General features: G+C 64.0%; 17 protein-coding genes. 8 read left to right on the forward strand and 9 right to left on the reverse strand.

Annotation, left to right across the window (positions count from 1 at the left end; translation table 11 throughout):
• Positions 1-454: 454 nt before the first annotated feature.
• Positions 455-1,285: an undecaprenyl-diphosphate phosphatase gene (locus IB273_RS04845; protein WP_081519833.1), complete on the forward strand. Its 831-nt coding sequence runs from the start codon at positions 455-457 to the stop codon at positions 1,283-1,285.
• 17 nt (positions 1,286-1,302) lie between these two features.
• Positions 1,303-2,013, forward strand: coding sequence for a DUF1294 domain-containing protein (locus tag IB273_RS04850; protein WP_192223810.1), 711 nt, complete (start codon positions 1,303-1,305; stop codon positions 2,011-2,013).
• 31 nt (positions 2,014-2,044) lie between these two features.
• On the opposite strand, the gene IB273_RS04855 is transcribed toward IB273_RS04850, so the two are convergent.
• On the reverse strand, positions 2,045-2,950 hold the full coding sequence (locus IB273_RS04855; RefSeq protein ID WP_045217489.1) for a LysR substrate-binding domain-containing protein: 906 nt from the start codon (positions 2,948-2,950) through the stop codon (positions 2,045-2,047).
• Between the two features lie 131 nt (positions 2,951-3,081).
• Here IB273_RS04855 and IB273_RS04860 point away from each other — a divergent pair, with 131 nt between their 5' ends.
• Positions 3,082-3,690, forward strand: coding sequence for an FMN-dependent NADH-azoreductase (locus IB273_RS04860; RefSeq protein WP_081519835.1), 609 nt, complete (start codon positions 3,082-3,084; stop codon positions 3,688-3,690).
• Positions 3,691-3,889: 199 nt separating this feature from the next.
• Positions 3,890-4,903, forward strand: coding sequence for an alpha/beta hydrolase family protein (locus IB273_RS04865; protein WP_081519836.1), 1,014 nt, complete (start codon positions 3,890-3,892; stop codon positions 4,901-4,903).
• A gap of 106 nt (positions 4,904-5,009) precedes the next feature.
• Here IB273_RS04865 and IB273_RS04870 read toward each other — a convergent pair whose 3' ends face one another.
• The gene (locus IB273_RS04870) at positions 5,010-6,599 is read right to left on the reverse strand and encodes an ABC-F family ATPase (protein WP_192223389.1); all 1,590 of its coding nucleotides are present in this window, start codon (positions 6,597-6,599) and stop codon (positions 5,010-5,012) included.
• Between the two features lie 247 nt (positions 6,600-6,846).
• Between IB273_RS04870 and IB273_RS04875 the strand changes: the two genes are divergently transcribed.
• Together IB273_RS04875 and IB273_RS04880 are read left to right on the forward strand one after the other, a co-directional pair.
• Complete coding sequence (locus IB273_RS04875; RefSeq protein WP_192223390.1) at positions 6,847-7,797, forward strand: phospholipase D family protein; 951 nt, start codon at positions 6,847-6,849, stop codon at positions 7,795-7,797.
• A 154-nt stretch (positions 7,798-7,951) separates the two neighbouring features.
• Positions 7,952-8,233 (forward strand): hypothetical protein, encoded by a 282-nt coding sequence (locus IB273_RS04880; protein ID WP_081519839.1) that lies wholly within the window; start codon positions 7,952-7,954, stop codon positions 8,231-8,233.
• A 90-nt stretch (positions 8,234-8,323) separates the two neighbouring features.
• Here IB273_RS04880 and IB273_RS04885 read toward each other — a convergent pair whose 3' ends face one another.
• The 5 genes from IB273_RS04885 to IB273_RS04905 all read right to left on the reverse strand — a co-directional run bounded on the left by IB273_RS04885 (position 8,324) and on the right by IB273_RS04905 (position 12,558).
• On the reverse strand, positions 8,324-9,601 hold the full coding sequence (locus IB273_RS04885; RefSeq protein ID WP_081519840.1) for an OprD family porin: 1,278 nt from the start codon (positions 9,599-9,601) through the stop codon (positions 8,324-8,326).
• A gap of 281 nt (positions 9,602-9,882) precedes the next feature.
• Entirely contained in the window at positions 9,883-11,064 is a 1,182-nt protein-coding gene (locus IB273_RS04890; protein ID WP_192223391.1) for an MFS transporter, read from the reverse strand.
• A 248-nt stretch (positions 11,065-11,312) separates the two neighbouring features.
• Entirely contained in the window at positions 11,313-11,867 is a 555-nt protein-coding gene (locus IB273_RS04895) for a putative glycolipid-binding domain-containing protein (RefSeq protein WP_192223392.1), read from the reverse strand.
• Positions 11,867-12,229, reverse strand: a complete 363-nt coding sequence (locus IB273_RS04900) for an MmcQ/YjbR family DNA-binding protein (protein WP_192223393.1) — start codon at positions 12,227-12,229, stop codon at positions 11,867-11,869. The genes IB273_RS04895 and IB273_RS04900 overlap by 1 nt, the downstream gene beginning before the upstream one ends.
• 50 nt (positions 12,230-12,279) lie before the next feature.
• Complete coding sequence (locus IB273_RS04905; RefSeq protein ID WP_081519844.1) at positions 12,280-12,558, reverse strand: peptidylprolyl isomerase; 279 nt, start codon at positions 12,556-12,558, stop codon at positions 12,280-12,282.
• 185 nt (positions 12,559-12,743) lie between these two features.
• Between IB273_RS04905 and IB273_RS04910 the strand changes: the two genes are divergently transcribed.
• Positions 12,744-13,979: a PilT/PilU family type 4a pilus ATPase gene (locus IB273_RS04910; RefSeq protein ID WP_192223394.1), complete on the forward strand. Its 1,236-nt coding sequence runs from the start codon at positions 12,744-12,746 to the stop codon at positions 13,977-13,979.
• A gap of 233 nt (positions 13,980-14,212) precedes the next feature.
• Here the strand turns inward: IB273_RS04910 and IB273_RS04915 are convergent, their stop codons facing one another.
• Positions 14,213-15,463, reverse strand: a complete 1,251-nt coding sequence (locus tag IB273_RS04915; protein WP_192223395.1) for an OprD family porin — start codon at positions 15,461-15,463, stop codon at positions 14,213-14,215.
• Positions 15,464-15,991: 528 nt separating this feature from the next.
• Between IB273_RS04915 and IB273_RS04920 the strand changes: the two genes are divergently transcribed.
• Positions 15,992-16,876: a DMT family transporter gene (locus IB273_RS04920; protein ID WP_081519847.1), complete on the forward strand. Its 885-nt coding sequence runs from the start codon at positions 15,992-15,994 to the stop codon at positions 16,874-16,876.
• Between the two features lie 52 nt (positions 16,877-16,928).
• On the opposite strand, the gene IB273_RS04925 is transcribed toward IB273_RS04920, so the two are convergent.
• Positions 16,929-17,747 (reverse strand): helix-turn-helix domain-containing protein, encoded by an 819-nt coding sequence (locus tag IB273_RS04925; protein WP_192210664.1) that lies wholly within the window; start codon positions 17,745-17,747, stop codon positions 16,929-16,931.
• Positions 17,748-17,908: the final 161 nt, after the last annotated feature.

Genomic DNA, 17,908 nt, shown 5'->3' on the forward strand with positions numbered 1-17,908 from the left:
CGGGCCCTAGCACGCGGCCCGTATCACGGGAGAGGCGGATTCTGTTGCGCGGCTGATACACAACTTTGGGTGGGAAGGCCCGAGGCAGGGCCCGTCAGCGTTTGCGGCGTGTCGAGTGTTTCGCGTCGTTAACAGAATTGGGTCGTTTGTAGACTTTCTGGTACTTGAGTACAGCAGGCTTTTCAATGAATTAGGCATTTTGCATGATGGCGCGAACCCGTCCGGATTGCGGTTGTCTGCATCTTCCTGGCGACGAAAGGCAGCTCATTCTTGCTGAAGTGCCAACGCTTCCTCTGCTCGCGCTGCGCAAGAGAAATTTTTGTGAATTTCGTAGCGATCTGCGGGCAATGCATTAGCATGCCGACGCCGCTGCGGCGCTCACGCGCCAGGAGCAGGCAGCGGGATAAAACCATTAGAAACGTGCGAGCCAGCGTGCCTCGCGGGGGACAGTAGTATGGATCTGTGGAGCGCCTTTCAGGCCTTCATTCTTGGCGTGGTCGAGGGGCTTACCGAGTTCCTGCCGATCTCCAGTACCGGCCACCAGATCATCGTGGCGGACCTCATCGGATTTGGCGGTGAGCGTGCCGAAGCCTTCAACATCATCATCCAGCTGGCCGCCATCCTGGCGGTGGTCTGGGAGTTCCGCCGCAAGATCCTCGAGATCGTCTGCGGCCTGCCCACCCAGCGCAAGGCGCAGCGCTTCACCATCAACCTGCTGATCGCCTTCTTCCCGGCGGTGATCCTGGGCGTGGCCTTCGCCGACTACATCCACCACTACCTGTTCAACCCGATCACCGTGGCCGTGGCCCTGGTGGTGGGCGGTGTGATCATGCTCTGGGCGGAGAAACGCCAGCACGTGGTCCACGCCGAGACCGTCGACGACATGACCTGGAAGGAAGCCCTGAAGGTCGGCTGCTGCCAGTGCCTGGCGCTGATTCCGGGCACCTCGCGCTCCGGCGCCACCATCATCGGCGGCCTGCTGTTCGGCCTGTCGCGCAAGGCAGCTACCGAGTTCTCCTTCTTCCTGGCCATGCCGACCATGGTGGGGGCCGCGGTCTACTCCGGCTACAAGTACCGTGACATCTTCCAGCCCTCGGACCTGCCGGTCTTCGCCATCGGCTTCGTCACTTCCTTCATTTTCGCGATGATCGCCGTGCGCGGCCTGCTCAAGTTCATCGCCAACCACAGCTATGCGGCCTTCGCCTGGTACCGTATCGTGTTCGGCCTGCTGATCCTGGCGACCTGGCAGTTCGCCCTGATCGACTGGAGCAGCGTCAAACCCTGATCCGATAGTGAGTGAACGTGGAAAAGAACGGCACCATCAGCCGCTGGGACGATGACAAGGGCTTCGGCTTCATCCGCCCCCAGGCCGGCGGCAAGGAAGTCTTCCTGCACATCTCCGACTTCCGTGGCGACCGCCGCCCGGAAGCGGGTGATCAGGTCCGTTACGTCGAAGGCACCGGCAAGGACGGCCGTCCCCGCGCCGATCATGCCCGCCTTGCCGGGCTGGCCATCGATACCCCGGCGATTCGCCGCAAGCCCGCCGCGACAGCCACCCGCGAGCGCGCTCGCAGTGGCCGTGAAGTCGCCTTCCCCAGTGCGCCAAAGCGCTCTCTGGGCAAGGCGCTGGCAGTCCTCGGCGTGCTGCTCGCGTTGCCCGTCATCGGCTCGGTGCTCTGGCTGAAGGAGGCCTACTTCGTCTGGTTCCTGCTGCTCTATCCGGTCTTCAGCATCCTGGCCTTTTTCGCTTACTGGCGTGACAAGCGCAGCGCCGAGCGCAACGACTGGCGTACTCCCGAACAGAGCCTGCACCTGCTGGAGCTGCTCGGCGGCTGGCCGGGTGCTTTCCTTGCCCAGCAGGTGTTTCGCCACAAGACCCGCAAGCTGTCCTTCCAGCTGGTGTTCTGGGCCATCGTCGTGCTGCACCAGCTGTTCTGGATCGACTGGCTCAGTGGCGGCCGGCTGCTGAACTGGATCGGCGCACTCATGGGTCTGGGCGTCAACCCCGCGTAATCGGCGATCCCATTCAGGGACTGGCCCGGCGTCAGACCGGCCAGTCGTCCTTCGAGAAGCCTTCCTGCAGATAGTCGAGCAGCGCCCGCACCGCCGGAAGGATGCCGCGCCGGTGCGGGTATACCGCCTGCAGGTAGGCCTCCGGCTCGCTCCAGGCGGGGAGCACGCGCACCAGCCGGCCATCCTCCAGCTCCTCGGTGCAGTAGTGCAGCGGCAGGAGCGTCACGCCCAGTCCCGCCAGCGCCACATTCTTGCGCAGGTTGAAGTCTTCCACCGCCAGACGCGCCTCCAGGGCCACCTCCTTCACCTCGCCTTGTGGGCCGGTCAGCTTCATGTGCACGCGGCGATCGTTGTCGATGGCGCCAAGAACGGGCAGGGCGGCCAGGTCCTCCGGCGCACGCAGCTTGACGCCCTTGAGCAGTGACGGTGCGGCCACCAGCGCAGTCTTCGCCAGGCGCAGGCGCCGCGAGATCAGCGACAGGTCCTCATCCCCCGGTGCCCGCACGCGCAGTGCGACGTCGATGCTTTCATTGAGCAGGTCGACGCGACGGTTGGTCAGCATCAGCTCCAGGTTCACCTGCGGATACGCTGCGAGAAAACCGGGCAGCATCTCGTTCAGCGAGGTCTCCGCCAGCGCCACCGGGCACGACAGGCGCACTCGCCCGCGCGGCTCCGCGCTCAATTGCGCCGCTACTTCATCCGCCATCTCGGCTTCCACCAGCATCGCCTGACAGTGCCGGTAATAGCGTTCGCCCAGGTCGGTCAGCGCGAGTTTGCGGGTCGTGCGCTGCAGCAGACGCACATCCAGGCGCGCTTCCAGTTCGGCTACACGCCGCGACAGGCGCGACTTCGGCAGACCCAGCAGGCGCCCAGCGGCCGCGAAGCCGCCGGCTTCCACCACCTTGGCGAAGTAGAAGAGGTCATTGAGGTCCTGCATGGGATTGTCCTGCTGGTGAGACGAATCATTGCATTTTTGCCGACTTATCGAAGATTGGCCACATGCGTAGTCTTGCCTTCAACGACGAATTCCTCCGCCAACCCACTTGGCACCTTTCCTGGAGAACACACATGAAACTGCTGCACATCGACTCGAGCATCCTCGGCGACAACTCCACTTCCCGCCAACTGAGCGCCGAACTGGTTGCTGCCTGGGCCGCCGCTGAGCCGGGCGTCGAAGTCACCTACCGTGACCTGGCCGCCGACGCCATCAGCCACCTGTCCTCCGCCAGCCTGGTTGCCGCCGGCACCCCGGCCGAACTGCGCGACGCTGCCCAGAAGCATGAAGCCGCGCTGGGCGAGCAGAGCATCGAGGAATTCCTCGGCGCCGACGCCATCGTCATCGGTGCACCGATGTACAACTTCTCCATCCCCAGCCAGCTGAAGGCCTGGATCGACCGTATCGCCGTCGCCGGCAAGACCTTCCGCTACACCGAGAACGGCCCGGAAGGCCTGGCAGGCGGCAAGAAAGTGATCATCGTCTCCACTGCGGGCGGCATCCACGCCGGCCAACCGACTGGTATCGCCCACGAGAGCTACCTGGAACTGGTGCTGAACTTCCTCGGCATTACCGACATCGAGGTCGTTCGTGCTGAGGGCCTTGCCTACGGTGACGAACCGCGCCGCAACGCCATCGCAGGCGCCCAGGCGAGCATCGCCAGCCAGTTCGCCGCCGCCTGATCGCTGCCAGCAGAAGAAAAAGCCCCGCCGATGCGGGGCTTTTTTGTGCCCGGTCGGTACCGCCTGTCTGCGGGCACGGAGCGAGTCCCACTGGCGCGTACTATGCAGAGGTTCCCTCCAGGCGGCGTCCGACGGCCTCTGTACTCACCAGCAAGCCTCGTGGCGCCTGATCCGGAGACAAATCGGAGCGAACTGCACCATGGCGAGGCGCGTGTTCTGGTTCCTGCTGCTCGTTACCTTCAGTACCGCGAGTTGGGCGGCACAGGGCTGGAACGTGGGTTTTCACCGCCTGCAGGTGAGCGACCCGCTGGACCAGCAGCCGATGAAGGCCATCGCCTTCTACCCCACGCGCGCGCCCGAACAGCCCCTGCACCTGGGCAATTTCATCCTCGACGTCGCCTACGAGGGGCAGACCGCCAACGGCCGCTTCCCGCTGCTGGTGATGTCCCACGGCAACTACGGCACGCCGCTGGCCCACCGCGACCTGATCGCGGCGCTGGTGCGCAAGGGCTTCGTGGTGGTGACCTTGCTGCACCCCGGCGACAACCTGCATGACCACAGCCGCCTGGGCGCCAAGAGCAACCTCTACGGGCGGCCGCTGCAGGTGTCGGAAACCCTCAGTGCCGCGCTGCTCGACCCCAAGGTCGCGGCCATTGCCGATCCGCGCAAGGTCGGGGTGATCGGCTATTCCGCGGGCGGTGAAACGGCGCTGATCCTGGCCGGCGCCCAGCCGCGCCTGGAGCGGCTGATCAAGTACTGCCAGGAGCGCCCGGACGACGCCGACGCCTGCAGCGAGAAGGGCGAGGTGCGTGCCGATCGCAACGACCTGGTGCCCATGGCCGATCCGCGCATCGGCGCCTTGCTCCTGCTCGCGCCGCTGAGCCTGATGTATGGCGTCCACGAGCTGGAGGATGTGCAGGTGCCGGTGCTGCTCTACACCGGCAACGATGACCAGATCCTCGACTGGAAGAAGAATGCCGGCGCGCTGGCTCGCAAACTGCCGCAGCAGGCGGATCTGCGGGTGCTGGATGGGGCAGGGCACTTCGTCTTCATGTCGCCCTGTTCGGAGGAAGAGGTGGAAGCTACCCCGGACCTGTGCACCGACACCCAGCACCTGGATCGCAAGGCCATCCACCGTGACCTGGCGGCCTCGGCGGCGGAGTTCTTCGACGTCAGCCTGGGCAGTGCGACGATGCAGACGTCGGGGCGCTGATCACGCGCCATGCCCGCGAACCGCGGACAACGTCCGTGCCTGCCGAGAAACACCCAAGAAAAAGCCCCGCGCTTGGCGGGGCTTTTTCATTGCATCAAGGCAGTGATCAGACGATCACGCCCTGGCTGCGCAGGTAGTCATCGTAGGTGCCGCTGAAGTCGGTCACGCCGTTTTCCGACAGCTCGATGATGCGGGTGGCCAGGGAGGACACGAACTCGCGGTCATGGCTGACGAAGATCAGGGTGCCCGGATAGTTTTCCAGCGCCAGGTTGAGCGACTCGATGGACTCCATGTCCAGGTGGTTGGTCGGCTCGTCCATCACCAGCACGTTGGGGCGCTTGAGGATCAGCTTGCCGAACAGCATGCGGCCCTGTTCACCACCGGAAATCACCTTCACCGATTTCTTGATGTCGTCGTTGGAGAACAGCATGCGGCCGAGGGTGCCGCGTACCAGTTGCTCGCCGCCCTGGGTCCACTGGGCCATCCAGTCGAACAGGTTGTAGTCGTCCTCGAAGTCCTCGGCGTGGTCCTGGGCGAAGTAGCCCACGTCCGCGCTGTCGGTCCACTTCACTTCACCGGCGGTGGGCGCCATCTCGCCGACCAGGGTGCGCAGCAGGGTGGTCTTGCCGATGCCGTTCGGGCCGATGATCGCGATGCGCTCGCCAGCTTCCACCTGCATGCTCAGGTTCTTGAACAGCGAGCCGCCGTCGAAGCCCTGGCTGACCTTTTCCAGGGTCACCGCCTGGCGGTGCAGCTTCTTGTGCTGCTCGAAGCGGATGAACGGGCTGACGCGGCTGGACGGCTTGACCTCTTCCAGCTGGATCTTGTCGATCTGGCGCGCACGGCTGGTGGCCTGCTTGGCCTTGGAGGCGTTGGCCGAGAAGCGGCTGACGAAGGTCTGCAGCTCGGCGATCTGGGCTTTTTTCTTGGCGTTGTCCGACAGCAGGCGCTCGCGGGCCTGTTCGGCCGCGGTCATGTACTCGTCGTAGTTGCCCGGGAACAGGCGCAGCTCGCCGTAGTCCAGGTCCGCCATGTGGGTGCAGACGCTGTTGAGGAAGTGACGGTCGTGGGAAATGATGATCATGGTGCTGTTACGCGCCGTGATGATGTTTTCCAGCCAGCGGATGGTGTTGATGTCCAGGTGGTTGGTCGGTTCGTCGAGCAGCAGCAGGTCCGGATCGGAGAACAGCGCCTGTGCCAGCAGCACGCGCAGCTTCCAGCCCGGAGCGACGGCGCTCATCGGGCCGAAGTGCTGGTCCAGCGGAATGCCCAGGCCCAGCAGCAGCTCGCCGGCGCGGGATTCGGCGGTGTAGCCGTCGAACTCGGCGAACTGGACTTCCAGTTCGGCCACGGCCATGCCGTCTTCTTCGCTTATCTCCGGCAGGGAGTAGATGCGATCGCGCTCGGCCTTGACCTTCCACAGTTCCTCGTGGCCCATGATCACGGTGTCGATCACGCTGAAGTCTTCATAGGCGAACTGGTCCTGGCGCAGCTTGCCCAGGCGTACGCCGTTTTCCAGCATTACCTGGCCGCCCGAAGGCTCCAGCTCACCGCCGAGGATCTTCATGAAGGTGGACTTGCCACAACCGTTGGCGCCGATCAGGCCGTAGCGGTTGCCGTTGCCGAACTTGACGGAAACGTTTTCGAACAGCGGCTTGGCGCCAAACTGCATGGTGATATTGGCGGTGGAAATCAACTGACTGACCCTTGGCTGGACATGGTGCGCGCCGGGCGCGGACGGCGCGGGCGGGCAGGGAAGGCATGCGCTGTCGAAGAAGGCCGACAGGCGCCTGGCAAAGCCGCTCATTATGCCACAGCCGGGCCTGCGCTGCATGCTTTGCCGCTGCAGCGCCCGTGATGCGGGCGTATGGCGAGATCAGACAGTTGAAACCCTCCATGGTCCTGCATCAGAATTCGGTGTTCAGAATTCTGGTGGGGGCTGTATGAAAATCCTAAACGCTCAACATTCGCTCAGGCATTACCTGGAGCAGGTCAGCGGCAAGCTGATTACCGTGGTCTCGGCCTCCGCCAGTGAAACCGAGTCACTGATCGAAACCCTGGTGGAGAAGGGCAATAGCCTCGATCTGCTAGTGGGCACCATCAACTCGTTCAGTTCGCCGGACTTCATCGACTACTGCGTCCGCGATGCCGGCGCCAACGTCACCCTGCACGTCGACTTCCGCGCGCAGAACAGCGTGCACTGGAAACTGATCCTGATCGAGCCGGACGTGGTCGTGCTGGGTAGCGCCAACTTCACCGAAGTCGGCCTGAGCCTCACCCGTGACACCTGCACCGTGATCCAGGACGCGGCGCTCTACGCCGAGTACCTGGCGCGCGTGGCCGAGATCAAGGGCATGGAAGGCGTGGTGCTGGGTGAGGATTCGCCGGCTTTCGACGAGCAGCTGGAGGAATACCGCCAGAGCCACCGCCGCGTGCAGGCCAGCCTCGCGCGCAGTGCGCAATACCTGGACGGCGAGAGCTGGCTGGGCGACGAGACCAACCAGAGCATCCCGCTGTTCATCTGGTACAGCGACCATTCCGACGACTCCGAGGAGAAGGCCGAAGCCTTCCTGCATGCCAGCAGCGATGGCGTGGACTGGGACGACGTACGCGAGTTCTTCACCTATGAGTGCGCCGAAGGCGTGCTGCCCTACGAAGAGGGCGACATGGTGCTGACCGCACGCTGCAACGGCACGCACATCGGCTTCTACACCTTCGACCGCATCCTCTACCGCGACGGCACCTACTACATCTACTCCTACCGCAAGAAGCGCTACACCCAGCCGTTCAAGCTGGAGGACGCCAAGGAGCGCCTGAAGGACGTGATCCCGGAGTGGTACGAAGAAATGCGGACTTCGCTCAATCGCCACGACATCAATAGTGTGGTGCGCTAAGCAGCCATTCATCGGCGCACAGCCTGCGACCCGACGGTCGCGCGCTGTGCGACTTGGCATTCTGCACGATGATGGCTAGCATCCTGCCAATATCTCGACGTCGCATGCTGCAGTTGCGTGAGTCCGTCAGAAACCTGTCAGGAGGCAATGGATCATGCCGCAACTTCCCCCCGATGAAGTCCCCGTCCGCCGCCGCATGCGCTGGCATTGGCGACTGCTGACGCTGAAGATCTACATCCTCTCGGTGTTCCTGCTGGCCTGCATGCTGGGCGGCAGTGCGATGCTGTTCCTCAACGTGCTCAATGACACGCTCGAGCCGGCCCAGCGCCTGGGCTCCTTCGTGGCCGGCGCGCTGATCCTCCTGCTGTGCTTCCACATCCTGCGCATGGCGCTGCCGCCGATGCCCTGGCTGCACAGACGCCGCTCTCTGGAGTGAACCGCCTGCCTGGAAAGAAAGGCGCCAGAATGAAAAACGCCCCGTGGCAGCGATGCCAAGGGGCGTTTTCCTTCGAGCCAGATCAGATCATCAGAAGATGTTGACCGGGTACTCGACGAAGACGCGCACTTCGTTGCCGTCGTCGTTGTAGGAGCGGGCGTCGTTGGACACGCGCAGCCAGGAACCGCGCAGCTTGACCGACAGGTCCTTGGCCGGGCCGCTCGGTACGACGTACTTCAGCTGGTTGAAGATTTCGCGCTCTTTGCCGTTGCTGGTCTCGGCGGTCTTGATGTTGTCGCCGTAGACGTAGGCCACGGTGTAGCTCAGGCCCGGTACGCCGTACTCGGAGAAGTCCAGGCTGTAGCTGCCCTGCCAGGAACGCTCGTCTTCACCGTTGAAGTCCGACCAGTAGGAGTTGGCCAGCCAGATGGTGGTGCCGCCGTCGCCCAGGCCGCCCTGGTTCTGGTACCAGCCGTAGTTGTAGCCGGAATCACCGTTGTTGCGCTGGTGCGCGATCATGAAGGTGTGGACGCCGATGTTGTAGGCGGCCGACAGGCTCCAGATGGTGTTCTTGGTGCCGTCGATGCCGTTGTCGGAAGCGAAGTCTTCGTTCACACGGGTGCGGTAGCCGTTGAAGTCCAGGGTCAGGGACTGCTTGTCGGCCACCGGGATGACGTAGTTCAGGTTCATGTACTGCTTGCGAGCGACGTCTTCGCTTTCGTAGCCGTACAGCGAGCCGCTGAAGTTGTCGGTGAACTTGTAGCTGCCGCCGAACACGTCGATGCGCTTCAGGCCGCCGCTGTCACGCCCTTCGGCGCTCTTGCGGGTTTCCGAGGTGAAGCGGCCGACGTTCAGCTCCAGGCCTTCGATCTCCTTGGAGGTGATCAGGGTGCCGGTGAAGCTTTCCGGCAGCAGGCGGGAGTTGTCGTAGCTGAGGATCGGCAGGGCCGGCATCTGGTCACCGTACTTGATCACGGTGTTGGAGAAGCGAGCCTTCACTGCGCCACCGGCGCGGGCCAGGTCGTTGGCAGCTTCGCCGCTGTCGCCCTGCTTGAAGAAGTCGATGCCGGCAGCGCCGCTCTTGCCCTGGCCACCGTCCAGACGCAGGGCGTACATGCCGAACGCGTCAACGCCGAAGCCTACGGTGCCCTGGGTGAAGCCGGAGGTGAAGGTCGCGGTGGCGGCCTGGCCCCACTCGGCCTTGTCGTCACGACCGTGCTTGTAGTCGCGGTTCATGTAGGCGTTGCGGAAGAACAGGTCCAGGTGGCTGTCTTCGGTGAAGCCCTTGGCGGTGGACTGGTCTTCGGCCATGGCGGCGGTCGACGCGAGGATCCCCAGTGCGAGCAGACTGATCCGGTGGTTCAGCATCATGATTTCCTTAATGGTGCAGCGCCAGCGAACAGAAAGAAAAAAGCTCTCCGCCCCGAAGTGCGTGATCGGGGTAGGTGGAGTCCTGTGCTGGCATATTCTTTTGGTTGTATTCGGGGCGTGGTCGCCCCGGCGCCGCGGGATGATAGCAGAGGTTCGAACTTTTTCGTCCAGCCTCTGTCATGCTCTCGTCATGATTACCTGATCAGCGGTTTTGGCCGCCGAATCGCGGCGGCTCGCGGGGGATGGGCGAAGTCGCGGCAGATTGCCGCGTGACTGGCTCAGCGAGCAAACGAGCGCTGGAACAGCCAGAGGCTGAGGATCAGTCCGCTGAATGCTGCGAGTGCGGCGCAGAGGAAGATCGAGCCGAAGCCGAAGCCGTTGGCGACGGCACCCATCAGTGGCCCGGTAATACCCAGGGACACATCGATGAACAGCGAATAGGCGCCCAGTGCGGCACCCCGGCTTGAAGCGGGCACCAGGCCCACGGCTTCCACGCCCAGCGCGGGGAACACCAGGGAGAAACCGAAGCCCGTCAGCGCTGCGCCGGCGAGTGCCATCCAGGGCGTCGGGGCGCTCCACAGCAGGAGCAGGCCGAGGCTTTCCACCGACAGGCAGGCGATAGCGACACGGAAGCCACCGTGACGATTGATGGCATTGGCGAACAGCAGTCGTGCGCCGATGAAGCAGCCGCCGAAGGCGGTCAGGCAGTAGACCGCATCTTTCCAGCCGAGGCTGGCGTAATAGAGCGTGATGAAGGTGGCGATGGTGCCGAAGCCGATGCCGCCCAGTGCCAGGCCCATGCCGTGGGGCAATACCCGGCCGAGCACGTGGTGGAAAGGCATCCGCTCGCCATGCACCAGAGCGGCGGCACGCTTGGGCCAGGCCAGGGCGAAGCCGAGCGCGGCCAGCAGGACCACGCTGCCGCCCAGGCTGGCCAGCCCGAGCTGGCCGACCATCAGCACGCCCAGCGGCGCGCCGATGGCCAGGGCGCCATAGCTGGCGATGCCGTTCCAGGAAATGACTTTTGCCGTGTTCGCCGCGCCCACGCGGTCGATGCCCCAGGCGATCGAGGCGCTGCCGACCAGACTTTCCGAGGTGCCCAGCACCAGGCGCGCGACCATCAGCAGGCCGAGACTGAGCAATGGCAGGCCCTGCATCGCCCAGGAGCCGAGCATCAGCGCACCGCTGCCGGCGCAGCCGACCATGCCGTAGAGCACGGCGCGCTTGGGGCCGAGGGTGTCGATGACTTTGCCGGCGTACGGGCGGGTGAGGAGGGTGGCCAGGTACTGGATGCTGATGACCAGGCCGGCCATCACCGAGCCGAAGCCCAGGTCGCTGTGCACGTAGCCGGGCAGCACGGCCAGCGGAATGCCGATGGTCAGGTAGGCGATGAAGGTGAAAAGGACGACGGACACCACTTGCAGGGTGGTGGACGAGGACGAGCGGGAATCGGCGGACATCTGCTGCGGTTCGGTACGGCGAGTGGTCCTACATGATGGACCGGGTGTGGCGTGTAGGAAAGCTAGCTAACGAACTACCTGAAATATCCTCCGTCCGTAGGGCGAATAGTGCGTCAGCGTTATCCGCCGTTGTTTGGCCTGATCCAGGTTATGCGCCCTGCGCAGGCACCTTCAGTTGCCGACTTATTGGAGGAGCGGGTCATGCCCGCGATCGCGCGCATGGCGCTCTCCTACAGGAAACAATGGGGTCAGACTCGGCGGAACAGGGTGGGGTAATCGATCACCAGGCCATCGTCATCCACGCTCAACAGCGCCCTGAAATCGGTGCCTTCGAGGTTCTCGTACAGATAGTGATGGGAATCGACCCGTGTATAGCCCTGGCGCATCCGTGCCGGCTTGAGCTTCGGAGCCTCCAGGTAGACCACCGCCAGCTCGCGGCGCTCGCCGTCGGCCAGGTGCAGGCGGCGGATGGGGAAGGTATTGGTGAAGGGCGACGGCCAGATGTCGATGTCCACGCAGCCATCCAGGTCTTTCAGTGACACGCCCTCAGCGTTCTGCCAGTGGCCTTCGCCATCGGTCAGCAGGTGCAACTGATGCGTGCCGTGTGCGCTTTCCACGCTGAAAAGCGCTTCCCGCAAACGCCATTGGTCGTCCCAATCCAGCTGGTAATCGAGCTGATAGGACGGCCCGCCCGCTTCATCGATGGCACGCAACTGGCTCTCGGCGCGCAGCTCGCCCAGTTGCAGCGATTCCCAGCTGGCCGTCGGCGCGTGCCAGATGCCTTCCCAGTCGAGCGTGCGCATCAGGAAGTCTCCAGCACGAGGCCCAGGCGTTGGCGCTTGGGCAGGCGGGCGACCACCAGCTGGTGCGAGCGGATCAGCGCTTCGCGCAATTCGGCGTCGCCCATGGGGTAGGGGCGTTGCATGGAAATCCAGAAGGCTCGCGCCAGATAGGGCGCCGGGCGAATGCCGGGACGGTCGACGTAGCCCAGGAACAGCTCCGGGCCGACCTTGAAGGCCAGAGCGCCGTGGCCGCTGTCGAGAAAGTCGAGGATGGCGAACATCTTGTTGCCGGCCACCGAGAATACCCGGTTGCTGCCCCACTTGATGTCTTCGCGGGCGCCGGGTAGTTCCAGGCAGAAGCGGGCGATCTGTTGCGGGGGCATGGGCGTGCGTTCCTTCGGTCAGGCGCGGCTTCGATCAGTCACGGCCTTGCTCAGTCACGGAAATAGACTTCGACCAGATGGTAGCCGAACTGGCTTTTGACCGGCCCATGAACCACGCCGACCGGCTTCCTGAAGATCACCTGGTCGATGCTGCGGACCATCTGTCCGGGGCGAACCTCGCCCAGGTCGCCACCGCGCTTGCCGGAAGCGCAGGTGGAATGCTTGCGCGCCAGGGCGGCAAAGTCCTCGCCCTTGGCCAGGCGCTGCTTGATCTGCTCGGCTTCGGCGGAGGTCTTGACCAGGATGTGGCGGGCCATGGCGACGGGCATTAGTTGGGTCCTTGAATGAAAGCGTCTGGGCGGCATTGTACGGCAGCAGTGACACAGGTCGCATTTCGCGATGGGTTGCATTGTCTGGCGTAGGAGCGCTCCATAGAGTCAATAAGCCAATTCTTATTTATAGGACGCTGCTTACAGACGGCGTCCGCCGCCACCTTGCGTACGGATGCAGTTCAATGGATATCCAAGCGATGCTCAAGATCCTGGCCACCCAGGATGGTTCGGATCTTTACCTCTCCACCGGTGCTCCGCCTTGCGCCAAGTTCAATGGGGTGCTCAAGCCCCTGACCAACGAACCGATGAAGGCCGGCGACGTCGCCCGCATCGGCTACGGGCTGATGGACGAGGAGCAGCGCGCGGAGTTCGACCGTGAGCTGGAGATGAACTTGGCGATTTCCGTCGCCGGCGTCGGACGCTTCCGTATCAACCTGTTCAAGCAGCGCAACGAAGTGTCCATCGTGGCGCGGAACATCAAGCTGGATATCCCGCTGTTCGCTGACCTGAACCTGCCCGAAGTGCTGCTCAAGGTGGTGATGGAGAAGCGTGGCCTGGTGCTCTTCGTCGGCGGCACCGGCTCGGGCAAGTCCACCTCCCTGGCGGCGTTGATCGACCACCGCAACCGTAACAGCGGCGGCCACATCATCACCATCGAAGACCCCATCGAGTACGTGCACCGGCACCGCAAGTCGATCATCAACCAGCGTGAGGTGGGCGTGGACACCCGCAGCTTCCATGCCGCGCTGAAGAACACCCTGCGCCAGGCGCCGGACGTGATCCTGATCGGCGAGATCCGCGACCGCGAGACCATGGAGCACGCCCTGGCCTTCGCCGACACCGGCCACCTGGCAATCTCCACCCTGCACGCGAACAACGCCAACCAGGCGCTGGACCGCATCATCAACTTCTTCCCCGAAGAGCGCCGGCCGCAGCTGCTCAACGACCTGGGCAACAACCTCAAGGCCTTCGTCTCCCAGCGCCTGGTGCGCACCCAGGACGGCAAGCGTCGCGCGGCGGTGGAGGTGCTGCTGGGCACGGCGACCATCAGCGACATCATCAAGCGCGGTGATTTCAGCTCGATCAAGGAGATCATGGACAAGTCCCGTGCGCTGGGCATGCAGACCTTCGACCAGGCGTTGTTCGACCTCGCGGTGGAAGGGGCGATTACCGAGGAAGAAGCGGTGAAGAACGCCGACTCGGCGAACAACCTGCGTCTGAAGCTCAAGCTCTACAAGGACAACCCGGGCAGCGTCAGCAGCGCTGCCACGCCTGCGGCGGCCAAACCCGTTGCGCCAGCACCGGCGCCGGTTGCCGCTCCGGTAGCGGCGCAGCCGGTGGAGGCTTCCAGCTGGGGGCTGGAGCTGGCCCTGGAGGAGATCGAGGCGGAAGACGCGGATAAGCCGGCAGGCCAATAAGCCGCCAACCGAACGGAAAAAGCCCCGGTATGCCGGGGCTTTTTCATGGGCGATGGATGCTCCTGCAGGGCCGACGTCTGTTCGCGAGTGCCCGATTCAACTTTGGCGCCGGGAGTATCGGCGGGGCTCACCGTTTCGTAGGGCGAATAACGCGTCAGCGTTATCCGCCGTGAATGGCTCGGCGCATAACCTGTTCCAGGTTATGCGCCCTACGGTTGGTGATTGATGGGTAGCTACAGCAGCGACAGCGGATAACTGATGATCAGCCGGTTCTCGTCGAAGCTGTTGGTGCTGCCCCAGTCGCGGCGCATGGTGGAGTTGCGCCACTTGATGTTCAGCGTCCTGAAGGTGCCGCTCTGCACGGTGTACGCCAGCTCGCTCTCGCGACCCCATTCACTGCCGTCGTCGGTGCTGGCGTTGTGTACGTTGCGGCCCTGGATGTAGCGGTTCATCAGGGTCAGGCCGGGAACGCCGAAAGCGGCAAAGTCATAGTCATGGCGCAACTGCCAGGAACGCTCCTTCGCGCTCTCGTAGCTGGCGTTGAAGCTGTCGTTGGCCAGGGTGCCGCCGCTGGTGCCGTTGACGCGGAACCACTCGTCCTCGCCCATGACCTTCTGCAGGCCGAGATAGAAAGTGCTCGCACCGTACCTGGCCGAGAACAGCCCGGAGAAGGTGCGGTTGTCCAGGTCGCCGGCACGGGCGCTGCCGTCCTCCTTGCCCCAGAAGTAGCCGATATTCGCACCGAGCACCCAGTCGCCCAGTGGCTGGCTGTGCTGCAGTTGCAGGTACTGCTGCTGGTAGATGTCCTTCAGCTGGGCATTCCACAGGCCGATCAGCGTGCGGTCGCCGTTGAAGCGGTATTCGCCGCCGGCAAAGTTGAAGCGGTCGGAGGTGAAAGCTGGGCGGTTGAACAGCGACAGGTCTTCCATGCTCGCGTCATTGCGCGGGCTGTTCTGGCGGAACTGGCCGCCATAGAGGGCCAGGCCGTCGATTTCCTTCGAGGTGACCTGCGCGCCCTGGAAGGTCTGCGGCAGCGAGCGCCCGTCGTCCGAGCGCAGGATCGGCAGCACCACCATCCATTCACCGGCCTTGAATTCGGTCTTCGATACCTTGGCCTTGCCGGCGACCGCCAGGCGCCCGAAGTCGTCGGCGGGGCGGCCGTCGTCGTGGGTCGGCAAAAGCTGGGTGCCGGCCGTGCCCTTGCCGCCGTCGAGCTTCAGGCTGTACAGCCCGAGCACGTCCAGGCCGAATCCGACGGTGCCCTGGGTGTAGCCGGAGCGGGCGTCGAGGATGAAGCTCTGGGTCCATTCCTCTGCCTTGTCCTGCCGGGCATCACCGACGTAGTTGCGGTTCATGTAGAAGTTGCGCAGCAGCAGGCTGGTCTTGGCGTCTTCGAGAAAACCGCCGTCCTCGGCATGGGCCAGGACGGGCAGGGCGGGTAGCAGGCAGGCGCTGATGGCGAGGTGGGGCAGGTGGCGGAGCATGGGTGTTCCCTCGGCATTCTTGTCGTTGTTCGGGGCGAACGGAGTCCTCCGCGCGGATCTGTCGGGAGCGGCGGATGGAGGTTCAAGGCGGTCAGCGAGCGCGGATCAGTCGATCAGCCAGGCGCGACGGAAATGCGAGGGTGAGGGTGCAGACAATGAGCGGAGGCGATACACGCGCGCAGGCGTGCCAGGGAGAGCGTGAGCATGTGAACGGACCTTTCTTATAGTTGTTGGCGCCGCATCGGGGCGGCGGCTGGGGCCATAGTGGTGGTCCGCGGCGGCTCGCCGCAATTCGCCCGAGGCGTATCTGTTCGCTGTTCGAACACGAATTAACCAAATGGAACATTTGTGTAGGGAGATTCCGCGTAGCATGGCCGGAATAACGCCGCGCGGGACTGTCATCGCCCGGCCTTGCAGCGGACCCGCGAGGTCCGCGCGCCGGCGTGGGGTGGGTTCTTTCCCCGGTGCAACTTGCTAGGCTGTCGAGTCGCGTACGCCAACCTTTCTGCCCAGTGATTCCGTGAGTCGATGAGTACCAGCCAATCGCCGTTGTCCGGCGTCCACCAGCCCTTCAAGGGCATCCTGCTCATCGTCCTGGCGACCTTCCTGTTCTCCAGCCACGACGCGCTGTCCAAGTACCTGGCGAGCATCTATCCCATCGTCATGGTGGTGTGGGCGCGCTATGTGGTGCACACGCTGCTGATGGCGGGCATCTTCCTGCCGCGCGCCGGCCTCGCCGTGCTGCGCACCCGCCACCCGTTCCTGCAGACGGCCCGCGCGCTGTGCCTGCTGGGTACCAGCTTCCTGTTCACCACCGGCTTGCAGTACATCCCGCTGGCCGAGGCGACCTCGGTGAACTTCCTCGCGCCGTTGCTGGTGACGGCGTTGTCGGTGCCGCTGCTGGGCGAGCGGGTGACTTTCGGGCAATGGTCGGCGGTGATAGTCGGCTTCATCGGCGTGCTGATCATCGTCCACCCCGGTGGCGACCTGTTCACCCCGGCGGTGCTGCTGCCGTTCGGCTCGGCGCTGTGCTTCAGCTTCTACCAGTTGCTGACGCGCAAGCTCAGCCAGGTGGACAGTCCGACCACCAGCAACTTCTTCGCCGGACTGTGCAACACCCTGATCGTCAGCGCGCTGGTGCCGTTCTTCTGGCAATGGCCGGGTTTGGTGCATGGCCTGATGATGCTGGCCCTGGGCACCTGCGGGATGACTGCGCACCTGTTCCTGACCCAGGCCTTCAAGCATGCCGCGCCGGCGCTGCTGGCACCGTTCAGCTATTGCCAGATTGTCTTCGCCGGGCTGCTGGGCCTGGTGATCTTCGGCCATACGCCGGAGCCGTCGGCGTTGCTGGGTATCGCAGTGATCTGCGGCAGCGGGCTGGCGGCGGCGTGGTTGCAGAGTCGCAAGCGGTAGATCCGGACTTTTTCCGCGATCGCGGGCATGGGCCGCTCCTACACGGGACTCATCATTCGATTTCGAACAGGCCGTGGCGAATCGGCCCGACCTGCAGGCGCTGGCGTACGTCATCGTCGATGCGCGGATCGTCCGGCTGGTACAGCTTTACCTGGCGATAGGCGCTGATGCGGTTGATCTCCGGGCCCAGGTATTCCCAGACCACGCGGGTGCACGCCGGAGTGCGGCGGTCGCCGCTGGAGACGCCGGTCTTCAGGCCGTTGAGGCGAGTGATGCGGCTCTTGAAGCTGGGAATGAGGATGGTCTGGCTCATCTCGTTGACGGTGAGCGACTCGTAGTCCATCAGGAACAGCCGGTCCTGCAGCTGGAAGGCCGCGCCCAGGTAGCGGCAGCGCACCCAGTCCTCGGCCTGCACGTCGGTGCTGCTGGAACGCTCCTGGCGCTCCTGGCGCTCGAAGAGGAAGTTGCCATCCTGCTCGTACAGGTGCACCAGTGACAGCAGGATCGAGCCGGGCACCGACATGCAGTTGGAATACTCGAAGTAATAGCCGCAGTAGCGCGACAGGTTGCCCGCGTGGTCGCGTAGCGGGCGGAGCATCTCCAGCAGCGGGTCGTCGCGCTGCACGTTGGCCGGTGAAGTGCCGCGCGCACCGATCAGGCGGGCGAACTGCTCCGGCGGCAATTGCAGCTCGTAATCCTCGACGCCGAAGAAATCTCCAATTCTCTTGAGGTTGAAAGGAGTGGGCTGGCTCTGCCCGCCGAGGTACTTGTTGAACTGCGCGCGGTTGATTGCGAGCTTGCGGCAAACCTCCGAGATAGAGCGGTAGTGAGCGCAAAGCAGCTTGAGGTTGGGGCCGAGGTTTTCGGACATTCGTGCCAGGTCCAGGTGATGCGACTGGCGCAATTATAGCGTCAGGTAGCATCAATTCGTAGCAAGCCGCGAAATTGTTTCGGGAGGCTTCGGGCGCAACCATGCGCCCCCAGTGAGCGGGCCAGCCCCAGGCCCGTGCTCCCACAATAACAATCGAGGCC

Origin of the sequence: Pseudomonas sp. PDM19 (assembly GCF_014852215.1) — a bacterium.
In the GTDB taxonomy this organism is placed as follows: Bacteria; Pseudomonadota; Gammaproteobacteria; order Pseudomonadales; family Pseudomonadaceae; genus Pseudomonas.